This window comes from Chitinophaga silvisoli, from assembly GCF_003412465.1.
Taxonomy (GTDB): Bacteria; Bacteroidota; Bacteroidia; order Chitinophagales; family Chitinophagaceae; genus Chitinophaga; species Chitinophaga silvisoli.
This window is the reverse complement of record NZ_QTJV01000006.1, coordinates 785,423-806,276: the sequence shown is the minus strand read 5'-3', so window position 1 is coordinate 806,276 and position 20,854 is coordinate 785,423. Positions and strand designations below refer to the sequence as shown.

The 20,854-nt window shown below is 46.8% G+C and carries 16 protein-coding genes; 14 read left to right on the top strand and 2 right to left on the bottom strand.

Features of this window, described 5'->3' with window-relative positions; all coding sequences use genetic code 11:
* The first annotated feature begins 465 nt into the window (after nucleotides 1-465).
* From DXN04_RS18630 to DXN04_RS18605, 7 genes are all read left to right on the top strand, one after another.
* Nucleotides 466-3,582: a SusC/RagA family TonB-linked outer membrane protein gene (locus DXN04_RS18630; protein WP_116854886.1), complete on the top strand. Its 3,117-nt coding sequence runs from the start codon at nucleotides 466-468 to the stop codon at nucleotides 3,580-3,582.
* A gap of 11 nt (nucleotides 3,583-3,593) precedes the next feature.
* Nucleotides 3,594-5,045: a RagB/SusD family nutrient uptake outer membrane protein gene (locus DXN04_RS18625; protein WP_116854885.1), complete on the top strand. Its 1,452-nt coding sequence runs from the start codon at nucleotides 3,594-3,596 to the stop codon at nucleotides 5,043-5,045.
* A 19-nt stretch (nucleotides 5,046-5,064) separates the two neighbouring features.
* Entirely contained in the window at nucleotides 5,065-6,888 is a 1,824-nt protein-coding gene (locus DXN04_RS18620; RefSeq protein ID WP_116854884.1) for a sulfatase-like hydrolase/transferase, read from the top strand.
* A 139-nt stretch (nucleotides 6,889-7,027) separates the two neighbouring features.
* The gene (locus DXN04_RS35225) at nucleotides 7,028-7,186 is read left to right on the top strand and encodes a hypothetical protein (protein ID WP_199415079.1); all 159 of its coding nucleotides are present in this window, start codon (nucleotides 7,028-7,030) and stop codon (nucleotides 7,184-7,186) included.
* A 5-nt stretch (nucleotides 7,187-7,191) separates the two neighbouring features.
* A complete protein-coding gene (locus DXN04_RS18615) occupies nucleotides 7,192-8,094 on the top strand; it encodes a sterol desaturase family protein (RefSeq protein WP_116854927.1) in 903 nt (300 codons plus the stop codon).
* Between the two features lie 138 nt (nucleotides 8,095-8,232).
* Nucleotides 8,233-8,712 (top strand): DinB family protein, encoded by a 480-nt coding sequence (locus tag DXN04_RS18610; protein WP_116854883.1) that lies wholly within the window; start codon nucleotides 8,233-8,235, stop codon nucleotides 8,710-8,712.
* Nucleotides 8,713-8,862: 150 nt separating this feature from the next.
* On the top strand, nucleotides 8,863-9,624 hold the full coding sequence (locus DXN04_RS18605; protein WP_116854882.1) for a phosphosulfolactate synthase: 762 nt from the start codon (nucleotides 8,863-8,865) through the stop codon (nucleotides 9,622-9,624).
* A gap of 120 nt (nucleotides 9,625-9,744) precedes the next feature.
* Here DXN04_RS18605 and mgrA read toward each other — a convergent pair whose 3' ends face one another.
* Nucleotides 9,745-10,740, bottom strand: coding sequence for an L-glyceraldehyde 3-phosphate reductase (gene mgrA, locus DXN04_RS18600; RefSeq protein ID WP_116854881.1), 996 nt, complete (start codon nucleotides 10,738-10,740; stop codon nucleotides 9,745-9,747).
* Nucleotides 10,741-10,838: 98 nt separating this feature from the next.
* On the opposite strand from mgrA, the gene DXN04_RS18595 reads away from it, so the two are divergent.
* From DXN04_RS18595 to DXN04_RS18565, 7 genes are all read left to right on the top strand, one after another.
* Complete coding sequence (locus DXN04_RS18595; RefSeq protein WP_116854880.1) at nucleotides 10,839-13,073, top strand: S9 family peptidase; 2,235 nt, start codon at nucleotides 10,839-10,841, stop codon at nucleotides 13,071-13,073.
* An 85-nt stretch (nucleotides 13,074-13,158) separates the two neighbouring features.
* Entirely contained in the window at nucleotides 13,159-14,040 is an 882-nt protein-coding gene (locus DXN04_RS18590; protein WP_147319981.1) for a hypothetical protein, read from the top strand.
* 209 nt (nucleotides 14,041-14,249) lie between these two features.
* Nucleotides 14,250-17,615 carry a PQQ-dependent sugar dehydrogenase gene (locus DXN04_RS18585; RefSeq protein ID WP_116854878.1) on the top strand — a complete coding sequence of 1,122 codons (3,366 nt, stop codon included), beginning with the start codon at nucleotides 14,250-14,252 and terminating at the stop codon, nucleotides 17,613-17,615.
* A gap of 56 nt (nucleotides 17,616-17,671) precedes the next feature.
* Nucleotides 17,672-18,130, top strand: coding sequence for a hypothetical protein (locus DXN04_RS18580; protein WP_147319980.1), 459 nt, complete (start codon nucleotides 17,672-17,674; stop codon nucleotides 18,128-18,130).
* A gap of 30 nt (nucleotides 18,131-18,160) precedes the next feature.
* Nucleotides 18,161-18,634: a hypothetical protein gene (locus tag DXN04_RS18575; RefSeq protein WP_116854876.1), complete on the top strand. Its 474-nt coding sequence runs from the start codon at nucleotides 18,161-18,163 to the stop codon at nucleotides 18,632-18,634.
* Nucleotides 18,635-18,725: 91 nt separating this feature from the next.
* Entirely contained in the window at nucleotides 18,726-19,229 is a 504-nt protein-coding gene (locus tag DXN04_RS18570) for a hypothetical protein (protein WP_147319979.1), read from the top strand.
* A gap of 16 nt (nucleotides 19,230-19,245) precedes the next feature.
* Complete coding sequence (locus DXN04_RS18565) at nucleotides 19,246-19,704, top strand: hypothetical protein (RefSeq protein ID WP_116854874.1); 459 nt, start codon at nucleotides 19,246-19,248, stop codon at nucleotides 19,702-19,704.
* 64 nt (nucleotides 19,705-19,768) lie between these two features.
* On the opposite strand, the gene DXN04_RS18560 is transcribed toward DXN04_RS18565, so the two are convergent.
* Entirely contained in the window at nucleotides 19,769-20,644 is an 876-nt protein-coding gene (locus DXN04_RS18560) for an AraC family transcriptional regulator (protein WP_116854873.1), read from the bottom strand.
* Between the last annotated feature and the right edge of the window lie 210 nt (nucleotides 20,645-20,854).

Below are 20,854 nucleotides of genomic sequence, written 5' to 3'. Positions count from 1 at the left end.
CCATTGGGGAGGTCGCCTTATTTTATGTAATTACAGCTTCCCAAAAATAAATAGTGCACTAATTTGGTGGACTAATATTTTTTACTATTTTTGTCTCAATATCACTGTAATTTATTTTGTACAATGGCAAATACAGTACTAACCATTTACCATCAACCAGGATGTCCTAACTCAGCCGACCGCTGTTGTTGCCGCTAATTGTATTCTCTTCCCTTCAATCACCTTTTCAATATAATAATCCTAACACGCTTTCCTATGTCACTAAAAGGCATAAGAACGCTTTAAAATTATAACATGCACACTCATCTACATAACAAAGGCACGCCATAAGTGCCCTAAAAAAAGAAAGCCGGTAACTGCGGGAACAGTCACCGGCCGGATTTTAACAAGGCTCGTTATCGCACCACTCAACGACTCTCATCGCTGGGCAGGCACCTTATTTTCTAATCGCTAACTACAAATTTAATGAAAAAAGTTCTCTTGCTCATCTCACTCACCCTGGGATTAGCACCTGTAACGTCGTATGCTCAAACAGTGAATGAACCAGTCATCAACTCCACACTCACCGGCATTGTCGTCGACAGTAAGTCCCAAACCCCACTCATTGGGGCTTTGGTAAGAATCAAGGGTACCACCAACCAGGTACTTACTGACAACAAAGGAAAGTTCTTCTTCAAAACAGGACAAAGGCTCCCCTACGTACTCGAAGCCGTTTATATAGGTTATAAAAAACAGGAAATAGATGCCACCAGCTCTCCACTCACCATCTCGCTGGTAGAAAATGAAAGCCAGCTCAACGAGGTCGTAGTGGTAGGTTATGGTACACAGCGCAAAAGCGACCTGACGGGTGCTGTTGCCAGTGTGAACAAAGGGCTGCTGTCACAACCCGCTGCCTCTTTCGATAACCTGCTTCAGGGTTCCGTACCCGGTATCAACGTCACCCAGAGCTCAGGTGCACCCGGTGCCACCGCTACCATCCGCGTCAGGGGCGGTAACTCTATCAGCTTTGGTAATGCCCCCCTCTACGTCATCGACGGCTTCATTATATATAATAACAATGATAATGTAAATACCGGTGCCTCCAACGGTGTCGGTGTAAACGCCCTTTCTACCATCAATCCCAGCGATATAGAAAGTATCGAAATCCTCAAAGATGCTTCAGCCACTGCCATCTATGGCTCCCGGGGTGCAAACGGGGTAGTGGTGATCACTACCAAACGTGGGAAGCGTGGCCGTGACGAAATCAGCTACAGCACCTACTTCGGCCAGCAACAGGTGCGTAAAAAACTCCATCTCCTCAATGCCGCTCAATGGGCCTCACTGATCAATGATGTGAATGTAAGCACCGGCAGCGCCAAGACCTACAGTGACTCCGCCATCGCTGCCCTGGGCGAAGGTACCGACTGGCAATCTGCCGCTCTCCGCAAAGGTCCCATTCAGAACCATGAACTCTCCGTATCCGGTGGTGATGATAAATCCCGGTACCTCATCTCCGGCAACTACTTCAACCAGGATGGTATCGTTGTGAACACCGGTTTCAAACGTTACTCAGGCAGAATCAATTATGAAAGAAATATCGGAGACAAACTGAAAGTCTCTGCCAACATTTTCGGTAGCCAGTCCATCGAAGATAAACTCTTTGGTAACGCATATAACAGCATCAACTTCCAGAACACAGCCTTCGCCAATCTATTGCAGGTATCGCCTGTAGTCCCAGTCTACAATGCAGATGGTACTTACTATACAGCCAGCCCTTATTCTTCTATTCCAACGAACCCTATCCAGGATTTTAAGTCAACGATCAACCGTACTTATATCCGCCGTATTCTCGGCAACGCCTCTGCAGAATATAAGATCCTCAAAGACCTGACGCTTAAAGTGACAGGCGGTACAGACCTCATTAATACCAAACAGAATTATTATTCACCCAGCTATGCAGGTTCTCCGGGCGGCAGCAGCACTGGTTATTCTTCACAGGGTTTTGCGTCCGTAGGTAGCATTGCCGCCAGCACCTGGATCAATGAAAATACCCTTACCTGGGACCATACGATTAGCGATAAGCACTTCCTGAATGTACTGGCAGGGTATACTACCCAGCACCAGGAAGATCAGTCGGCCGTAGCCAGTGCACAAAAGTTTCCCAATGACCTCACCACCTTCAATAACCTGAACTATGCAGGTACTGCGGTACTCTCTACTTCCGATGCACATGAGTCTTCATTGAACTCATACCTGGCAAGAGCCAATTATTCTTACAACCATAAATACAATGTAACGATCTCCATCCGTGCAGATGGCTCTTCCAAACTGGGTAAGAACAACAGGTGGGGGTATTTCCCATCCCTTGGTTTCTCCTGGAATGCAGGCAGGGAAAACTTCTTCCGTCCTGCCAGTAGTATTGTGAATGACCTGAAGGTTCGTGCTTCTGTAGGCCGCACAGGCAACTCGGAAGTACCGCCATATAGTTCACTGGCAGCATTGTCTCCCAGCAATTATTACTTCAATGGTACCCTGGTTACCGGTATCGCCCCTACGCAGATTGCTAACCCGGATCTGAAATGGGAAACGACTACACAGTACAACGTCGGCCTTGATGCAGGTTTCCTGGATAATCGCCTCACCTTTACCTTCGATGCCTATTACAAGAAGACGACAGACCTGCTGCTGAATGTACCATTCCCGCTCTATTCCGGTTATTCCAGCGTGTTGGAAAATGTGGGCAGCGTAGAAAACAAAGGGATAGAACTGAGCCTCTCTTCTGACAATATTAAAAACAGTGCTTTCAGCTGGAAGACCACCGCTGTCTTTGCTGTGAATAAAAATAAGATCCTGAACCTCGGGCCGGGTACGGATTACTACTACCCGCTGGCACCTACAGGCTATGTATCACCTGTGATTGTAAAAGTAGGTTTGCCTGTAGGTAGCTTCTGGGGGTATAATACCGCCGGCTTGCTCACGGATGCTGATGTAGCGAAGGGCGTACCTTACCTCACAGGTGTATCTCAGCAGGTAGGTGATACCAAATATGTAGATACAAATGGGGATGGTACCATTACAACTGCTGATAAACATTACCTGGGCAGCGCACAGCCTAAGTTTACCTTCGGCCTTTCCAATACCCTTGCTTACAAAGGCTTTGACCTGTCTTTCTTCTTCCAGGGTTCTTATGGCAATAAGATCTTCAACTTCCTGCAGCAGAAACTGGAAATTCCCACCCTGTCCCTGAATGCCTCTGCCACGCTGCTGGACAGGTATAGTGCAGGTAATCCAAACGGGAAGGTAGCGAAAGCCACCAATGCACCTGTGGCACAGGTGACCGACAGGTATGTAGAAGATGGTTCTTACGTAAAACTGAAAACACTGTCCTTAGGCTACTCCATCCCACGCGATGTACTGCGCCAGTTACATATCAGTCAGCTCAGGGTCTATGTCACAGCCCAGAACATCTGGACATGGACCAAATACACCGGCCTCGATCCCGAAGTCAATTTCTTTGATAGTGACAATACCAAGCAGGGGATTGACTACGGTGCCTATCCCAGCACAAAAGGTTTCCTGGCCGGCCTGAATCTGACATTCTAAAAATAGCAATCATGAAAAAATCACTCCTTATATTTTCTTTACTCTTCGCTGCAGCGTGCAACAAGCTGGAGGAAGATCCGAACGCGCTCGTCACGGCATCGCAATTCTATAAGACACAGTCAGACGCTATCTCCGCAGTATCTGCGGTATACAGCACACTCAATACCGATGCCGCCGGTGACTTCGTCATTTATGGCCGTAACCTGAACCTCCTGACCGGCAATGGCAGCGATGACCAGATCTATAGTCCATCCAATACCAACCCGGACGTACGTGCATTAGGTACTGCTACCTACGTGCCGGCCAATGACCGTATCAAGAAGAACTGGCAACAGCATTACTTCGGTATCAGCCGTGCAAATGTGGCTATCGACAATATTGCTGGTATCGATTTCGATACGACCCTGCGTGCAAGACTGGTGCGTGAAGCGAAGTTTATCCGGGGCTTACTCTACTTTAATATTGTACGTCTCTGGGGCGATGCCCCGCTGGTACTGCATGATCCTACCAGCACAGACGTGAATGCACAAAAGATCAAACGCAGTCCGAAAGATAGCATCTATGCACAGATTATTTCAGATCTGAATGAAGCTACCTTATTGCCGAAAACATATACCGGTGCAGATGTCGGCCGTGCCACCAGTGGTGCCGCACATGCTATTCTCGCCAAGGTCTATCTCACCCGGAGAGAATGGTCAAAAGCAGCCGCTGAATTGCAGTCAGTGATCAATGGCGGTTATGGCTATGCCTTATTTGATAGTTTCCTTGATGTATTCCAGCAGGCAACCAAGAATGGCAAAGAGCATATTTTCTCTGTGCAGTTCGGAACGAATCTCGGCGCTAAGAATAGTACGAACTCCCTCAGCGTATGTAATTTCGGCTCCTTCAATCCTGCCGTATATCCCGGCGATCAGCCTTCGGACAGTAGTCTGTACCAGTTGTTCGCCAGCTTCGATACCCGTCGCGATGTCACCTTCTTTACACAGCTGTACAATGCCGCCACCGGCAAGTATGTACAATTTGGTGCAGCACGTTTCGCTAAGTTCATCGACTACTCCATCTCTCCATTGACGAATCAGAACATCAGTGGGATCAACTACCCGGTGATCCGCTATGCAGATGTACTGCTGATGCAGGCGGAAGTATTGAACGAAATCAATGGTCCTACCGCTGATGCCTATGCCGCCATCAACCAGGTAAGGGCGAGGGCAAAGATCAGTAATCTCACCCCGGGTCTGAATCAGGCCGATTTTCGTGACTCCGTATTTCTTGAAAGAAGAAAGGAATTCATCCAGGAAGGTAATCGCTGGTTTGACTTAGCGAGAAGGGGAGGTACTTACCTGTACGATGCGCTGAAGAAATACCCTGCCAAGACAGGCGCAGCTGTCAAAGATACACTCTACCCGATTCCACAATCAGAAATCGATCTTAATAATCAACTAACGCAAAATCCAGGTTGGTAAAAATCACAAAACTCCAGCAATGAAAAAACAATTTTTAGCCGCTGCTGTCATTCTCTCTTCGCTCGCTGCAACGGCTCAAACTTATCAGGGCACTGTAGGCCGCACGCTCGCTGAATCCAAAGAGTGGTGGCCAGCACCTGTACGCCCGCCACAAGGCGCTCCCAACGTATTGCTTGTATTGTTAGATGATGTGGGTTTTGGTGCCAGCAGTGCATTTGGTGGTTTAATCAACACGCCAACTTTCGATAGCCTGGCGGCTAACGGTCTTCGCTATACCAACTTCCATACAGCTGCAATCTGTGCACCTACCCGTGCTGCACTGCTGACTGGCAGGAACCAGCATTTTGTACACATGGGTGGATTTGCACACTACTTCTCATCAGCAGGTTTCCCCGGCTGGGATGGTCGTATTCCCAGCTCCTCAGGTACTATTGCTGAGGTGCTGAAGAATGCAGGCTACAATACCTTTGCTGTAGGTAAGTATGGTGTGACACCGGATGAAGATACTTCCAATGCCGGCCCTTTTGACTACTGGCCTTCCGGCAAAGGATTCGAACATTTCTTTGGTTTCCTGGGCTCACAAACAGACCAGTATAAACCAGCCCTCGCAGAAGACAACGTAAACATTCAACCCGATGGCCGGCACTTCAGTGAACAGCTTACTGACAAAGCTATCAGCTACATAGCCCGCCAGCAAAAGGCAGCACCCGGCAAGCCATTCTTCCTCTATTATGCACCTGCAGCTACCCATGCACCCCACCAGGTGCCAGCTGACTGGCGCGATAAGTACAAAGGGCAATTCGATGATGGCTGGGATGTATACCGTCAGAAAGTATTTGCCAACCAGAAGAGGCTGGGCATCATTCCTGCCAATGCCACCCTGCCTGCACGCAACCCGCGCATCAAGGCATGGAACAGCCTTAGCCCTGATGAACAGAAACTCTATGCCCGCTTCTTCGAAGTCTACGCCGCATACCTTACCTACACCGACTACCAGGTGGGTCGCGTGGTAAATTACCTGAAGAGTATCAACCAGCTGGACAATACCCTCATTTATGTGGTGATAGGCGATAACGGTGCCAGCAAAGAGGGTACTGACGAAGGAGTCGTGAGTGCCAAACAAACACCCCGTGGCAATAAAAACCTGACCCGTGCGGAAATTGCTAAGTACAATGAAGAAAACATCGCCCTCATTGGCACGCCGGAGTCTGATGCAAACTATCCTTTAGGATGGGCGCAGGCCACCAACACACCTTTCAAATTCTGGAAACAGGATGCACATGCAGAAGGTGGTACCCGCAACCCGCTCATCGTATTCTATCCTAAAAAGATCACAGACAAAGGTGCCCTGCGTACGCAATATGGCTACGTGACAGACATCCTGCCTACTACCCTCGAAGTGACAGGCGTACCTTTCCCTGAGTCTATCAGAGGTATCAAACAGGATACATTGCAGGGTACCTCACTGGCTTACTCATTTGACAATGCGAAAGCAGCATCCCGTCACAATGAACAATACTACTACATCTTCGGGTCCCGCGCGGTCTACAAAGATGGCTGGAAAGCAGCAGTAGCACATCATCCTGACTTCATAGACCTGAATGAATTTGCAGATACCCGACACGAGGTAAAGAGAGATTATGACAAGGAGGAATGGGAACTCTATAACCTGAATGAAGATTTCAATGAGCAAAACAACCTCGCTAAGAAGTACCCGGAAAAGCTGGCTGAGTTAAAGCAACAGTTTGAAGAAGATGCGAAGAGGTACCACATCTATCCATTCATAGACTGGGAAGATGTATTTACCGGGAAATTAATTAACGCACAGAAAATAAAACGATAATCATGGTAGTCCAGGACATACTATTACTTATTAGAAAGATCATAGTGGGCATTATCATTTTCCTCATTCCGCTCACGATTATCGGTCTCTTATTATGGCTGGTAAGGTATTTATTGTCTAACTAAAAAAAACATAGGGTATGAAAACACCTGTAGTCACACAGAAGCGCATATTGAGAGATGTGATCATCAGCATCTTCATTTATGCTTTGCCGGTAGTGCTGATGCTATTGTCATTTAAGATAAGCGGTCAGCGCCCATGGAAGGATAAACCCAATTCAACAACTATTCAAAAATAATGCTTATGCTCGTACATATTGAAACCATCTTTCGCAATCTCAATGGCTGGGGCCTGCCAGTGATCATGCTCCTCATTGGTGTAATCGAATTTGCATATGGACTCTACGAAAATCACTGGACGAAAAATGAAAAGGTGCTGGACATTGTATGCTTTGTGGTGCCGAGAATAGTGGTAAGGCCTTTCGTGGCTTATGTGGGGCTGTTGTTATTCCCCAGGTTACTGCCTGAGGCAAAGAATATCTTTGCATGGGTGCCTTTCTGGTGGGGTTTTGCGATCATTGCAGTAGCGGATGATCTCACGCAGTATTGGTACCACAGGTTGCATCACCAGTTGCCATGGTTGTGGCGCTTCCACCGCACGCACCATTCAGCACCCTATATGGGTATGGCCATGGCGAGCAGGCAGAATATCATTTATACGATCTTCTTTTCGCAGATCTATCTGACTACTACACTGGTGTACCTGGGGCTGGGATATCCTGTCTTGTTTGTGACCGGGGTAAAGGCGCTGATCACTACAGGGGCGCATTCCAGTATTAAATGGGACAAACCTTTTTATACCATTAAATGGCTGAAGCCAATTGGCTGGGTGATGGAGCGACTGATCTCCACACCTGCCACACATCATGCGCATCATGCAGATACTTCAGATGATGGGGTAGGATATTATAAAGGGAATTTTGGCAATATGTTCTTTATCTGGGACCTGATCTTTGGTACGGGAATTATTACCCGCCAGTATCCTTCGGGGTATGGTATAAAGCATTATAAGCAGGAAGAATGGTATGCGCAGTTCCTGTGGCCTATTTTCAAGTCTAAGAAGGAGGGGAGCGAGCTGTCGGCAAATGGGCCTATGGTAGGCGATGCCCTGCCGGAGAAGGTGCCTGCGGTAGTAGCGGGGTCATAATAGGTGCTTTCCGGAAAAGGCAGTCCAGGTCACCGGCCGGGACTGCCTTTTTTATCCCGGAAAATTTAATATTAAATGTTACACCATCATTAGGCAAATCCCTTCACACTCCGTATTTTACATCATCAACCTCAAATTATGAAATCACTTAACCTCGACATCCATCAGCAATATGCCGAGATCTATGATGGAGACAACTGGGTAGGGGTCAGTTTTTGCAGTGCCATTGATGGTGTAACCCCCGAACTGGCTTTTCTGCAACCCCCGGGCCATCGTAATTCAATCGCAGCGATCGTAAAACACATGACTCACTGGAAACAATTTGTCATCCAAAAACTCCAGGGCAATGTTCACTTCGATGTAGACCAGGATGCCTCCCTCGACGTATCTGAGCTTGCAGCAGACCCATCCAAAGGCTGGAAAATCATTCTTGAAGACATGGAAAACGTGCACGAAGACCTGCTGGAAGCCATTGACGATCTTAGTCCGGAGGATTTAGACACCCAGGTAGGCGGCAGGGATTACGATATTAAATACCTCATAAACGGTGTTGCCCTGCACGATATGTACCATACCGGTCAGATCGAACTGTTAAAGAAACAATTGCAATCCCTGTAATCAAAGTGCCCTCCGGCTTAGACACAAGACACAATCTCGCATGGAATTCATTCACGCTTACATTCTAACTCAAACCACCTATCAAAACTTTCCCTCACATGTCCTGATTTTTTAAATACCTTTGCCCCCGGAAGATAAAAAATTAGGAAAATGAACTTTAACCTGGACAAGATGCCAGAGCGCACGCAACGGCCCCGTTCTTACGGCATCACAATGGTAACTGACAAGGGACTGAGCCTGCAAGACACTAAAGACTTCTTATCCGTTGCATCACCACATGTAGACATGGTAAAGCTCGCCTTCGGTACGGCATACGTGACACCAAACCTGAAGGAAAAAATAGACCTGTTCCATTCCTTCAATGTACCTGTCTATTTCGGCGGCTTATTGCTCGAAGCATTTATCATCCGCAACCAGTTTGACGACTACCTGAACGTAGCCAAAGAATATGGTATTAAATATTTTGAAGTATCCGATGGATCACTCGATATTCCCCATGCAGAAAAATGTGGGTATATAGAAAAGCTGGCTAAATTAGGTACTGTATTAAGTGAAGTAGGTTCCAAAGATAAAGACCGGGAGCACATCACACCTCCTTATAAATGGATTGAACTGATGAAGTCCGAGATGGATGCCGGTGCTTCTTATGTAATCGCTGAAGCGAGAGAGCAGGGTACAGTAGGCCTGTATCGTGATTCCGGGGAAGTGAGAGAAGGGCTGGTACAGGAGATCCTGACCAAGATTCCCGGTGAGAATATCATCTGGGAAGCGCCACGCAAAGATCAGCAATTGTATTTCCTGCGATTAGTAGGTTGCAACGCCAACCTGGGCAATATTTCTGCACATGAAGTCATTTCCCTCGAAGCGATGAGAATCGGTCTGAGAGGTGATAGCTTCCATTTTTACCTGTAAAAATTAGAAGGTTGTAGCAAAAGTAATTTGATGGTATTTAGTATGCTATAAAAGAATATTCTCTCCATCAGGAATCCGGATTAAATCCCGGAAATTTTACTTTTACTACAACCGCTGATTTTATTTTAAGATAGCTTCTATTTCCTCTAATTCCTCCACCGTATACCTCAGGTTCGCCAGCGCCCCCAGGTTATTATCCAGCTGCTCTACAGAACTTGCTCCTATCAACACCGTCGTAATCCTCCTGTCTTTCAGCAACCATGACAACGCCATTTGTGCCAGCGACTGACCTCTCCTTTGTGCAATTGCATTCAGCTGGTTGATCTTGTCCAGCTTTTCCTGGGTTATCTGCTCCGCTTTCAGGAAGCCGCTAGGCTTGCTTGCCCGTGAGCCCTCCGGAATACCACCCAGGTACCTGTCTGTCAATAATCCCTGTGCCAGCGGCGAAAACGGAATGCAGCCCACGCCATTATTCTCCAGTACATCCAGCAGTCCATTTTCCACCCATCTTTCAAACATGGAGTATTTAGGCTGATGGATCAGGCAAGGCGTACCCAGTGATTTCAACACCGCCAGTGCCGCTGTGGTTTGCTCCGCCGTATAATTGGACAAGCCTACATACAGCGCCTTTCCCTGTCTTACTGCCGTATCCAGTGCTCCCATGGTCTCCTCAATAGGTGTCTCGGGATCCGGACGATGCGAATAAAAGATATCTACATAATCCAGCTGCATCCTTTTCAGGCTCTGATCGAGGCTGGACAACAAATTCTTTCTTGAACCCCATTCACCATAAGGACCAGGCCACATATGATACCCGGCCTTGGTAGAGATAATCAGTTCATCTCTCAGGTTACCTGTAAAGTCTTTCTTCAGGATATTCCCAAAATTCTCCTCTGCCGATCCAGGCACGGGACCATAGTTGTTCGCCAGATCAAAATGGGTAATGCCTTTGTCAAAGGCCCGGCGTACAATCTTTCTGCCGTTTTCAAAAGTATCAATGGAACCAAAGTTGTGCCACAGGCCCAGCGATACCGCCGGGAGTCTGATGCCGCTTTTCCCGCAACGGTTATATTGCATGGAATCATACCGGTCACCAGCAGGTACATAAGCATTCATATTCGTGAAAATTTAGGATCCCCAAGATAATAACATTCGCTCACAAAAAGCTAAAATCTGCAAACCCATATGACCGTGCATCCCTTAAATTTATCCTTATGAAAAATATTTTCCTGCTCATCATCTTACTCCCTGCATTCGTAAGGTCTCAATCCTTGGCACCCTATCAGCCCACTGCCGCTGAAGAAAAAAACGCCTATCAGCAAGCTGCCCATCTCGATTCCATCATTCGCGGCAAAGCCTACAAAACCACTGTTAGACCTCATTGGCTGCCCAATGGTAAATCATTCTGGTATAAAAACTATTTAAAAGACAGCACGGTTGAATTTATAATGGTTGATGCGGTGAAAGGTACCAAAGCCCCGGCTTTCGATCATGCTAAACTTGCAGCCGCCTTACAGCAATACGATGCGAAACATCTGCCTGTTACAGATCTTATCATAGAGAAGAATGTCTTGAAATTCGCTATCAAAGAGCAATGGTACGATTACAAAAATGGCCGGTGTACAAGCATTCCAGCGCCCATCATTCACAACACGCCAGGTGCGTTCCGCCAGATCCCCCGCTGGGCATTTCATGATGACAACACTGCTTCCGATACCTCCTCACCCAACAAAGAATGGGTGACCACCATACATAATGGCAACGTATTTCTGAAAGCCGGCAGCAGCAGCGATTCTGTTCAGCTCACCACCGACGGCAATACAGATCAGCCTTACGGCGCATTGCAATGGTCGCCTGACAGCAGGTATTTTGTAGGCTATCGTATCCGTCCTGAGAAAATAAAATCCATCCATCATTTACTCTCATCGCTGCCTGACCAGACCCGTGCCCGCCTGGATACGGAAGAATATGCACAACCCGGTGATCCCTTCACCTCCTTCGAAATGTTTATCTTCCATCCATCCGATAAGAAGGTGACCAAAGTGAATACACCACTTTACGATTTCCTCGGCAAGCCGTACCTGCGCTGGCGCAAAGACGATCCCCGCTATTTCACTTACGAAAAAGCTGATCGTGGTCACCAGCGTTTCCGCATCATAGAGGTGGATGCCACGAATGGCAATACCCGCGACCTGGTGGATGAACAAACCAAAACGTTCATCTACGAATCACGAATCTTCACACACTACCTGGAAGCCACCAACGAAATTATCTGGTCCTCCGAAAAAGACGGCTGGTACCATTTGTACTTAATAGATGCACTTAAAGGCACCATCAAAAATGAAATTACCAAAGGTCCCTATGTGGTGCGCGATATAGACAGTGTAGACGAAAAGAAAAGAGAGATCTGGTTCAAAGCCAGTGGGATGAACGCCGGTGAAGACCCCTACAATCTTCATTATTATCGTATCAGTTTCGATGGCACTCAACTTGTATCCCTCACCAAAGAAAACGCCCAGCATAACCTGAGCTTTTCGCCTGACAGAACATTTTATCTGGACACCTGGTCCCGTCCTGATCTGCCTCCTGTCACTACCTTACACCGTACTTCCGATGGTAAACAAATCATGGAGCTTGAAAGAGCAGACCTGCAGGATTATTTCGCTACCGGCATCCGCCTGCCTGAAGTCTTCACTGCAAAAGCACGCGATGGCCAGACCGACATCTGGGGTATTGTATGCCGGCCCCGTAACTATGACAGCACCCGCAGGTATCCTGTTATAGAAAACATTTATGCAGGCCCACAGGACGCTTTTGTACCCAAGACCTTCATGAGCTTCAGCGAGATGCAAAGTCTCGCGGAACTGGGCTTTATTGTCGTTCAGATCGATGGCATGGGCACCGCCAACCGTTCCAAAGCCTTCCACGATGTATGCTGGCAAAACCTGGCCGATGCTGGTCTGCCTGACCGTATCCTTTGGATCAAAGCCCTGGCTGCCAGGTATCCATATGTGGATACAACCCGTGTAGGACTCTATGGTACCTCTGCTGGTGGCCAGAATGCTGCAGGTGCCTTATTATTCCACCCGGAATTTTATAAAGCTGCGGTATCCGCCTGTGGTTGTCATGATAACCGGGTGGATAAGCAATGGTGGAATGAGCAATGGATGGGATACCCTGTAGGGCCGCATTATGCCGCACAATCCAATGTGACCAATGCAGCAAAGCTCAAAGGTAAACTCCTCCTCATCGTTGGCGAAGCTGATAACAATGTTCCTCCTGAATCCACTTATCGCGTAGTAGATGCGCTCATCAAAGCCAACAAAGACTTCGATCTGCTGGTCGTGCCCGGGATGGGCCATAGTGATGGCGGACCTTATGGTAGGATGAAGAAGCGGGATTTCTTTGTTAAGAATTTATTAGGGGTCATGCCGCCTGAGAGAAATTGACGAAATTCGCTGCATGAAATTCTATCTGACTGTAGCAATTATTTTATTTCAGGTTTTCACATCCCCCGCCCAGAAAATATCCCTGGTGCCAAAAATAAAGGTTCATCAATTTGCCATGCCTGTGCGTGACATCTCCGTTATTACTATGAGTGGAGATACTTCTTACCTGGGCATGATCCAAAAGGGGCTTTTAAATAATAAGAAAATGGTGGTGCCGGACAAGCCCCTGCGCGCATTCTTTCAGGATTACATCACCAGTCAGTACAAAGCACAATATACTCCCGGTGGGAAGTCATTACTCTACATCATCAAATACCTCCGGATAGGAGAGCGTAGTGGTAATGTAAGGGAAAATGCATTTGTATGCCTGAAAGCCGATGTATACGTATCTGAGGATCAGCAGCAATACCAGCTCGCCTGCTCCGTAGATACCCTGATGAAATGGGCAGGTATGGATGTAACGCATGCGCATAACCGTAATATAGAAGAAGCAATCGATCTGATCGCCATCACCGCTGATAATCAAATTGCTGATGCAACAAAACAGACAAAAGAAAGCATTCTCAATAAACTGCATGAATGGTTCGCACAGCCTGCATTCGTGCTGAAAGCTTTCAGACAGGGTGTCTACCTGACATACGATGATTTCCTGCACAACAATCCTCAAACAAACGGAACTATGCAGAAGGATGGCCGGAACCTCGTCATGCTCGATAGCCTGAATCATCCCATCAGCAATTTCTGGGGCTTCAGTTACCAGGGTGTTTTTTACAAAAAGGTCCGCAACACTTTTATTCCCTTCATCAGGTACGGCCGTAATTTTGAAATGGTGGCAACTGAAATCGACCTGGATCCTGTCATGAGTTTTGGCACTGAATTACAGTTGATTGCAGAGGAATCTCCTTTCGGACCACTGCAACCCTATGCTACAGGTATCGATCTTTATAATGGAGAACTCACCTTGTAACGTATATACATACATTCTTTTTCTGCGGAAATGCCGGTACAGCCGGCATTTCATAATAATAAGTTAACCACGTTTTACATTCCCCTGACATACAACTTCCAATAACTTTCTTATTTTACAAGCACCATTCATCTAAACACAAGATCCGCTGAAAACCTAAACCGTGCCTTAAATATATCCTCCTATATTCATTAATCAACAATCCTTACATGAAGAAAAACCTACTCACCATTTTAATGTTGATCATTCTCTATGCCTGTCCTGCCTATAGTCAACTGCCTTCCGCATTTGTACTCAAGCAACTCTCTGGCAAGAATATCAACGAGGCCACCGCTCTTGCCCACGCGCCGGATGGTCGTATCTTTATTGCCGAACGTGGTGGTAATGTAAAAGTCTATCAAAACGGTACCGTGACTACCGTACACTCCGTGTCAACCACTACTGCAAATGAACAAGGTCTCTTAGGCATCACCCTGCATCCGCAGTTTGCTACCAATGGCCAGTTCTACATCTTCTACACCAACGCCGCCAGTACCGTGCACTACCTGGACCGCGTAACTATCAATGCGGCGAACCAGGTTACTGCCACTACCCGCATCATGGAATTCGATCCTATCATCAACGGCTTTCACAATGGTGGTGCGATCCTCTTCAAAGACAACTACCTCTATGTAGCCATCGGCGAAAGTAACTCACCTGCAGAAGCCACCAAACTGGATACCTATCGCGGAAAGATTCTTCGTCTCACAGATGCCGGTCAGCCAGCTCCCGGAAATCCTTATTACAACACACCCGGCGCTTCCCGCCAGCAGAGAAGCATCTGGGCCATTGGTATGCGCAATCCCTGGAAAATGGCACTGGATCCTGTATCCGGAAAGATCTACGTTGTCAATGTAGGTGGTAACTACGAAGAGATTGACGATGTCACCGCTCCTGATTCTGCCAAACATTATAACTATGGCTGGGATGGCAAGGGTCAGTCAGGCCCTGAGCAGCCGGATTCTACTATCGCGCCGGTATTTGCTTATCCGCACGATGGATGGGGATGTGCCATCACTTCAGGTGTATTCTTCAATCCAACAAATACAAAATACCCTGCTGAATACAAGAATCGTTTCTACTTCTCTGACTGGTGTGCTGACTGGTTCAAAAGTATAGACCCAGGCAATCCCGGAGCTGGTGCTACTACTTTCTCCACTACCGGTTTCAGAAGTGTATTAGGTACCAGCGTAGGACTGGATGGTAATATTTATTTTGTGTATTATGGTACAGGCGGCTCATTGTATCGTCTTGAATACGATACCACACAATTACCTGTGATCGTGAATCAGCCACAGAGCCAATCCATTGTTAGCGGCGACCCTGTAGCGTTTTCAGTTACTTCTTCAGGTGCCTTACCCCTGACATATCAATGGCAAAAGAACGGTGTAAACATCGCCGGTGCTACTGCCGATACATTTTTAATCGCCGCTGTAGCCGCCGCTGACGCTGCCAATTATCGTTGTATAGTCAGCAACAGTGCAGGCAAAGATACCAGTGACAATGCGAAGTTAACCGTATTGCCATTCAATGCACGCCCTGTTCCCCATATCTCTGCCCCCCTCTCTACACGCACCTGGAATGTAGGTGATACCATTCACTTTGCCGGTACTGCTACCGATGCAGAAGACGGTACTATTCCAGCCGCTAAATACCAGTGGGAAGTTCGTTTCTATCACCAGGATGGTCCGAACAATCAGCACTATCACCCGGGGCCTGCCGTACCAAATGGTGTAACAGCCGGTACCTTCATTGCTGACAATGGTGGTGAAACTTCTCCGAATGTATGGTTACGCATCATGCTTACCGTAACTGATTCCCAGGGCCGCACAGGTGTTGATTCACTGGATATCATTCCAAACAAGGTGAACATCACCGCAGCCAGCAGTATCCCTGGTTTACAACTCATACTCGGTGCACAGAATACGGCTCCCTTTACTAAAACGCTGGTGGTAAATACACCTATCTCTTTAGAAGCGGTAACGCCGCAGGTGCTGAACGGCAAGTTCTACGAATTTGCTTCCTGGAGCAATGGTGGTGCGGCCAGTCAGGTCATCCGCGTTCCTGCAAAGGATAGCACCTTCACAGCTACTTATACACCTGGTGCCAACCTGCAGAATCCTTACTTCGCGACTCCGACACCGATCCCAGGTAAGATCGAAATTGAAAACTTCGACCTGGGTGGCGAAGGCATCGCTTACCATGACAACTCCACCGGTAATGCCGGTAACCAATACCGTACTACTGAAGATGTAGATCTTGAAAACTGCGCTGAAGGTGGCTTTAACATTGGCTATGTAGCAGCAGGAGAGTGGCTGGAATACACCATTGATGTCACTACTGCGGCTCAGTATACCCTGTCTGTACGGGTAGCAAATCCGGGTGCAGCGAAGACCATGCATGTAGAACTCGACGGTCAGAACATTTCAGGCAATATTACTGTACCTGCTACCGGCGGTTTCCAGGCATGGCAAACAGTGTCTGTGACGACCCCGGTACTGAGCAAAGGGGTGAAAGTACTGCGTGTATCACTGGATGCAACAGACTTCAATGTCAACTACCTCACATTTGCACTGGCAGGCAGCATCGAAGGTCCTGTCGTGAGCCTGACTTCCCCTGCGAACAATACTACTTTCTCCGCAGGTGAAAATATTGAAATAGATGCAGCTGTCAGCGATGCTACCGGTGCGGTGACCAATGTAGAATTCTACCAGGGTGCTACTAAAATAGGAGAGGATGCAGATGCGCCTTATACCTTTACCTGGACCAATGCGCCTGCCGGTACTTACTCCCTCACTGCAAAAGCAACGGACAATCAGGGCCTCAGCGCTACCTCTATTCCGGTGAGCATCACGGTGAGCAATGGTAGCAGCAGCAACCTGGCCCTCAATAAAAATGTAACAGTATCAGGTAATGAAAACGGTGTAACGATGCCTGGCTCCGCAGCTGTAGATGGCGATATCAATACCCGCTGGTCCAGTGCCTTCGAAGATCCTTCCTATATCTATGTAGACCTGGGTGCCAGGTATAACATCAGCGAGGTGAAGATCACCTGGGAGAATGCAAAGGGTAAAGATTACCTCGTGCAGGTAGCGGATACTGTTGGCAACTGGCATAACCTGAAAACCGTTACCGGCAATAACGATCTCATAAATGATCATACCGGTTTAACAGGTGCAGGCCGTTATGTACAGGTGTATGGTACTGCCCGCACCACAGGCTACGGTTACTCCATTTTCGAACTGGAAGTATATGGCAACAGTGCGGCGAGAATTGCGAATTACACCCTGCCAACGACAGCCAACGCCAGTCAGAAGGCATTCAGGATCTATCCTAACCCGGTATATAATTACCTTACTATCAGCGGCATAAGCGGCGATGGCCTCTTTAATATTGTGAATGTGGCGAGCGGACAAAACAGCTACCTGCGTTCGGAAGATGGCAAAATCGATGTGAGCCGGCTGACACCGGGTACCTATATCATACAATTTAAAGACGGTGAAAAGAAGATAAACAGGAAATTTATTAAATTGTAACGCAAAAGCATGGAGGTCGATCCTGGCCTCCATGCTTTTATGTAAATTTCCTTATCATGAAATATTACGCATGGGGCATTTTTTTGTGTTGTTTGTTTGCCTGCCAGCCCATTCAAAGGGACAAGACGATCAGCGAGCGGCTGGTAAAGCGCCTCAAAGACCTGCATTTACTGGATGAGGACGAAACTATTTTCCAATATTACTCCAACTACAGAAAGCGCATTGCCGGCAACTTTGTTTCCAATAAAAGAGTAGCTACTTACTATATCGACGACAGGAGTCAGTCGAGAGATGAGATTGCTTTTGCTTACTATGAGAATATCCGGACCATGGACACCCTGTACCGTTCCGTACAGGTCTCCTCGCCACATTTACTGGTTACTACCTTTGATCATAAACTGATTAAAGTCTATGTGGATGGGAGCCGGGCTACTGTACAGTCTTTTTTTGAGAAGGCTTTGGAACAATGGTCATTACATAGAAAGCAGGGAGTCAGTCCATCTACCCGGATGTAATTATGCTAAAGGGAAAAGGGACAAAGGAAAATGAAAAGAAATAGAAAATCCAGCGAACTTATACAGGCATTAAATAAGTCATGGGACTTAAACGCGAATTACAGATCTGCGCGGAGATGGATGGTGATATTTACGGTTGTCGCCATACTATTGCAGATAATATGTGCTTTACTGTACCGGCATGAGCGGGAGGCAGAATGGGTGTATATGCATAAAGATGGATACTCATTACACGGTACCCGGGCGATGTCTATGTATGTTGATCTGAGCTATCAGGGTAAGCAGTTTAGCCATAAGGTGGATAGCGCATTTATTATGAAGCATAAGTACCTGGATGCTGTCCGGGTAAAGTACCTGGCCGGTTCGGATTATGTGGAGTTGTATGACGGCGAGGAGGCGAATACCTGGAGCTTAGTGACTGTTGGCTCCCTGTTTGTGCTGATCCCTTGCATGATCTGGGTCATTCGAAGCCGTAGAGCAATGCGGCGTAGGTTGTCTCAATAAGGTGATCGAAGCCGCAGGGAAATGCGGCATAGGATATCTCAATAAGCTGATTGAATGAAAGCAGAGCCTTCACCCCACGACAAATGAATTTATGAAAAATATTATCTTTTTCCGGCTGGTCTTACCTGTCAGCATTCTTATATTTTTACTGAGTTTTATGGATTTGCGGATGGACCTTGCGAAATTCAGAGTAGCCACCAAAGGTATTCCTATCCACACAAAGATCAGTGCCTGGTATTTCGGTTCAGGGATGGAAGGGATGAATATTTATGCAACGTTTTCAGGGGCCGGTGTACAAAGAACGCGGAAAGTGAGTGAAGAGTTTTACAAAGTACATCAGATCAATGATGAGGTGTGGATGAAATACCTGCCGCATGAAAGTGTGATCCTGTATGCAGATGAACAAAGGAAATCGCCATATGTAGTAAGAAGTGTATTAATCCTGCTGGCGATAGGAATGTTAATAGTTGCATGGAAAGTGGATATCAGGAATAAGAAGAGATGGAGTGAAGAAGCCAGGTTAAGAAGGCTTCGCAGAAGGCATCATAAAAGACACCGTAGAAGAGGTATGTCAGGAAATATGGACAACTTATAATTATAAATTCATTGTTATGAAGAAATCTCTTTTGTTAACTTTTTTACCGCTTAGTATATTCATTATTTTGCTGACTTGTATTGGTTTAAGAAAAGAGCTGAAGGTATTTAAGGTGGCAAAGAAAGGGATGAAGGTAGAGATGAAGATCAGTAAGCTGCGTAAGGTGGAGCATTTTCGGATGGGAGATGATTATTATGCAGCGTTTATAGGTGCCGGGGTGCATATGGAGCGGGAGGTAAGCGAGGAGTTTTATTTTACCCATCGGATCAATGACGAGGTGACGATGAAATACCTGCCTGATGAGGATATCATCCTGTATGGATATGAATCAGGGGGAGATTCGTTTGTTGTACGGGGAATATTTATAATAATCGCTATTGCAATCCTGGTAGCGGCAAGAAGAAAAGATGTCAGGAATGCAAGAGAAAGAAATCGGAAAAGACAAAGAGCAGAAAGGGACCAGCAGAAAAAGTAATCCCGGATCTGAACTATAAGACCTATAAAAACCAAACCCGCCATCAATAGCGGGTTTGTCAATATCATACACTCTGAAAATAACTCGTCATATATTCACTCGGCGACTGTGTCGTCACCGTCTTAAACACCCTGTTGAAATTCGTTATACTATTAAACCCGCAGGTATAAGCTACCGTCGCAATATTGTCAAACGCACCATCCGTCAGCTTCTTACACGCCTCATTAATCCTCACTTCATTTAAGAATGATACAAAGGTATGCAGCGTATGCTTCTTGAAGAACCTGCAAAATGCCTGTGGTGTCATATGCGCCTGCTTTGCCGCATCCTCCAGTGTAATCGGCTTATCATAATTCTGCATAATGTAATTATAAATATTCCCGATCCTGATGCCCTCATGCTCACTCACCATCTGGCTCTTCTGCGCCGTGGCCAGCGGGGTCATATCTGCATAGCCGGACAACTGTTTTAACAGGTCTACAAACTGCAGCAACTGGTCCGTTCCACTACTGTTCGTAATCTGCATCATCTTGCTCGATACCTCCGCAGTATACGCCGGGGGTACCTTAAACCCCGACTGGCTCTGCATAATAAAGTTCTTCAGCAACTTCGTCTCCGGCAGGTTAAACAGCGATGCCAGTTCCCCGTTCGGATTAAAGAAGATTACCAACGCCACTATTTTCTTCCTGCTCTTCGGCTGAAAATACGATGCCTCACTTTTAAAGATATGCGGTTGATTGGCTCCCAGCCAGAAAATGTCATTCGGCCTGAATGCATGCATATTATTGTCCGCCACAAGGGTGCCTTCTCCCTGCTGGATCCAGCTCATCTGGATCTCCTGGTGCCTGTGCAGATGAGGATAGAAAAACGGCAACACATCTTTTTGAACAATGATCGATTTGTCCAGCGGAACAGGTATAGTAAACTGTAACACTTTCATCGTAAGGTAGTTTTAAGTCACAGCAAGCAGGTACTTGCAAAAATTGTTTACAGGTAAAAAGTAGAAATCCCTCCTTCAGTTGCGTTAATTCTGATTCTGGCCTTTTGGTTGATCCCGTCTTTCGGGCAGTAATGAGTGTTATTTACACAATTAAAATTTCGTCCACTCAATATTACATATTTTAACCCAAATTTCATAATATTAAACCTA

Excerpts from the sequence above, each read along its gene's own strand:
- DXN04_RS18630 (WP_116854886.1), top strand. The coding sequence starts at position 466 with ATGAAAAAAGTTCTCTTGCTCATCTCACTCACCCTGGGATTAGCACCT.
- DXN04_RS18625 (WP_116854885.1), top strand. The coding sequence starts at position 3,594 with ATGAAAAAATCACTCCTTATATTTTCTTTACTCTTCGCTGCAGCGTGC.
- DXN04_RS18620 (WP_116854884.1), top strand. The coding sequence starts at position 5,065 with ATGAAAAAACAATTTTTAGCCGCTGCTGTCATTCTCTCTTCGCTCGCT.
- DXN04_RS35225 (WP_199415079.1), top strand. The coding sequence starts at position 7,028 with ATGAAAACACCTGTAGTCACACAGAAGCGCATATTGAGAGATGTGATC.
- DXN04_RS18615 (WP_116854927.1), top strand. The coding sequence starts at position 7,192 with ATGCTCGTACATATTGAAACCATCTTTCGCAATCTCAATGGCTGGGGC.
- DXN04_RS18610 (WP_116854883.1), top strand. The coding sequence starts at position 8,233 with ATGAAATCACTTAACCTCGACATCCATCAGCAATATGCCGAGATCTAT.
- DXN04_RS18605 (WP_116854882.1), top strand. The coding sequence starts at position 8,863 with ATGAACTTTAACCTGGACAAGATGCCAGAGCGCACGCAACGGCCCCGT.
- mgrA (WP_116854881.1), bottom strand. The coding sequence starts at position 10,740 with ATGAATGCTTATGTACCTGCTGGTGACCGGTATGATTCCATGCAATAT.
- DXN04_RS18595 (WP_116854880.1), top strand. The coding sequence starts at position 10,839 with ATGAAAAATATTTTCCTGCTCATCATCTTACTCCCTGCATTCGTAAGG.
- DXN04_RS18585 (WP_116854878.1), top strand. The coding sequence starts at position 14,250 with ATGAAGAAAAACCTACTCACCATTTTAATGTTGATCATTCTCTATGCC.
- DXN04_RS18580 (WP_147319980.1), top strand. The coding sequence starts at position 17,672 with ATGAAATATTACGCATGGGGCATTTTTTTGTGTTGTTTGTTTGCCTGC.
- DXN04_RS18575 (WP_116854876.1), top strand. The coding sequence starts at position 18,161 with ATGAAAAGAAATAGAAAATCCAGCGAACTTATACAGGCATTAAATAAG.
- DXN04_RS18570 (WP_147319979.1), top strand. The coding sequence starts at position 18,726 with ATGAAAAATATTATCTTTTTCCGGCTGGTCTTACCTGTCAGCATTCTT.
- DXN04_RS18565 (WP_116854874.1), top strand. The coding sequence starts at position 19,246 with ATGAAGAAATCTCTTTTGTTAACTTTTTTACCGCTTAGTATATTCATT.
- DXN04_RS18560 (WP_116854873.1), bottom strand. The coding sequence starts at position 20,644 with ATGAAAGTGTTACAGTTTACTATACCTGTTCCGCTGGACAAATCGATC.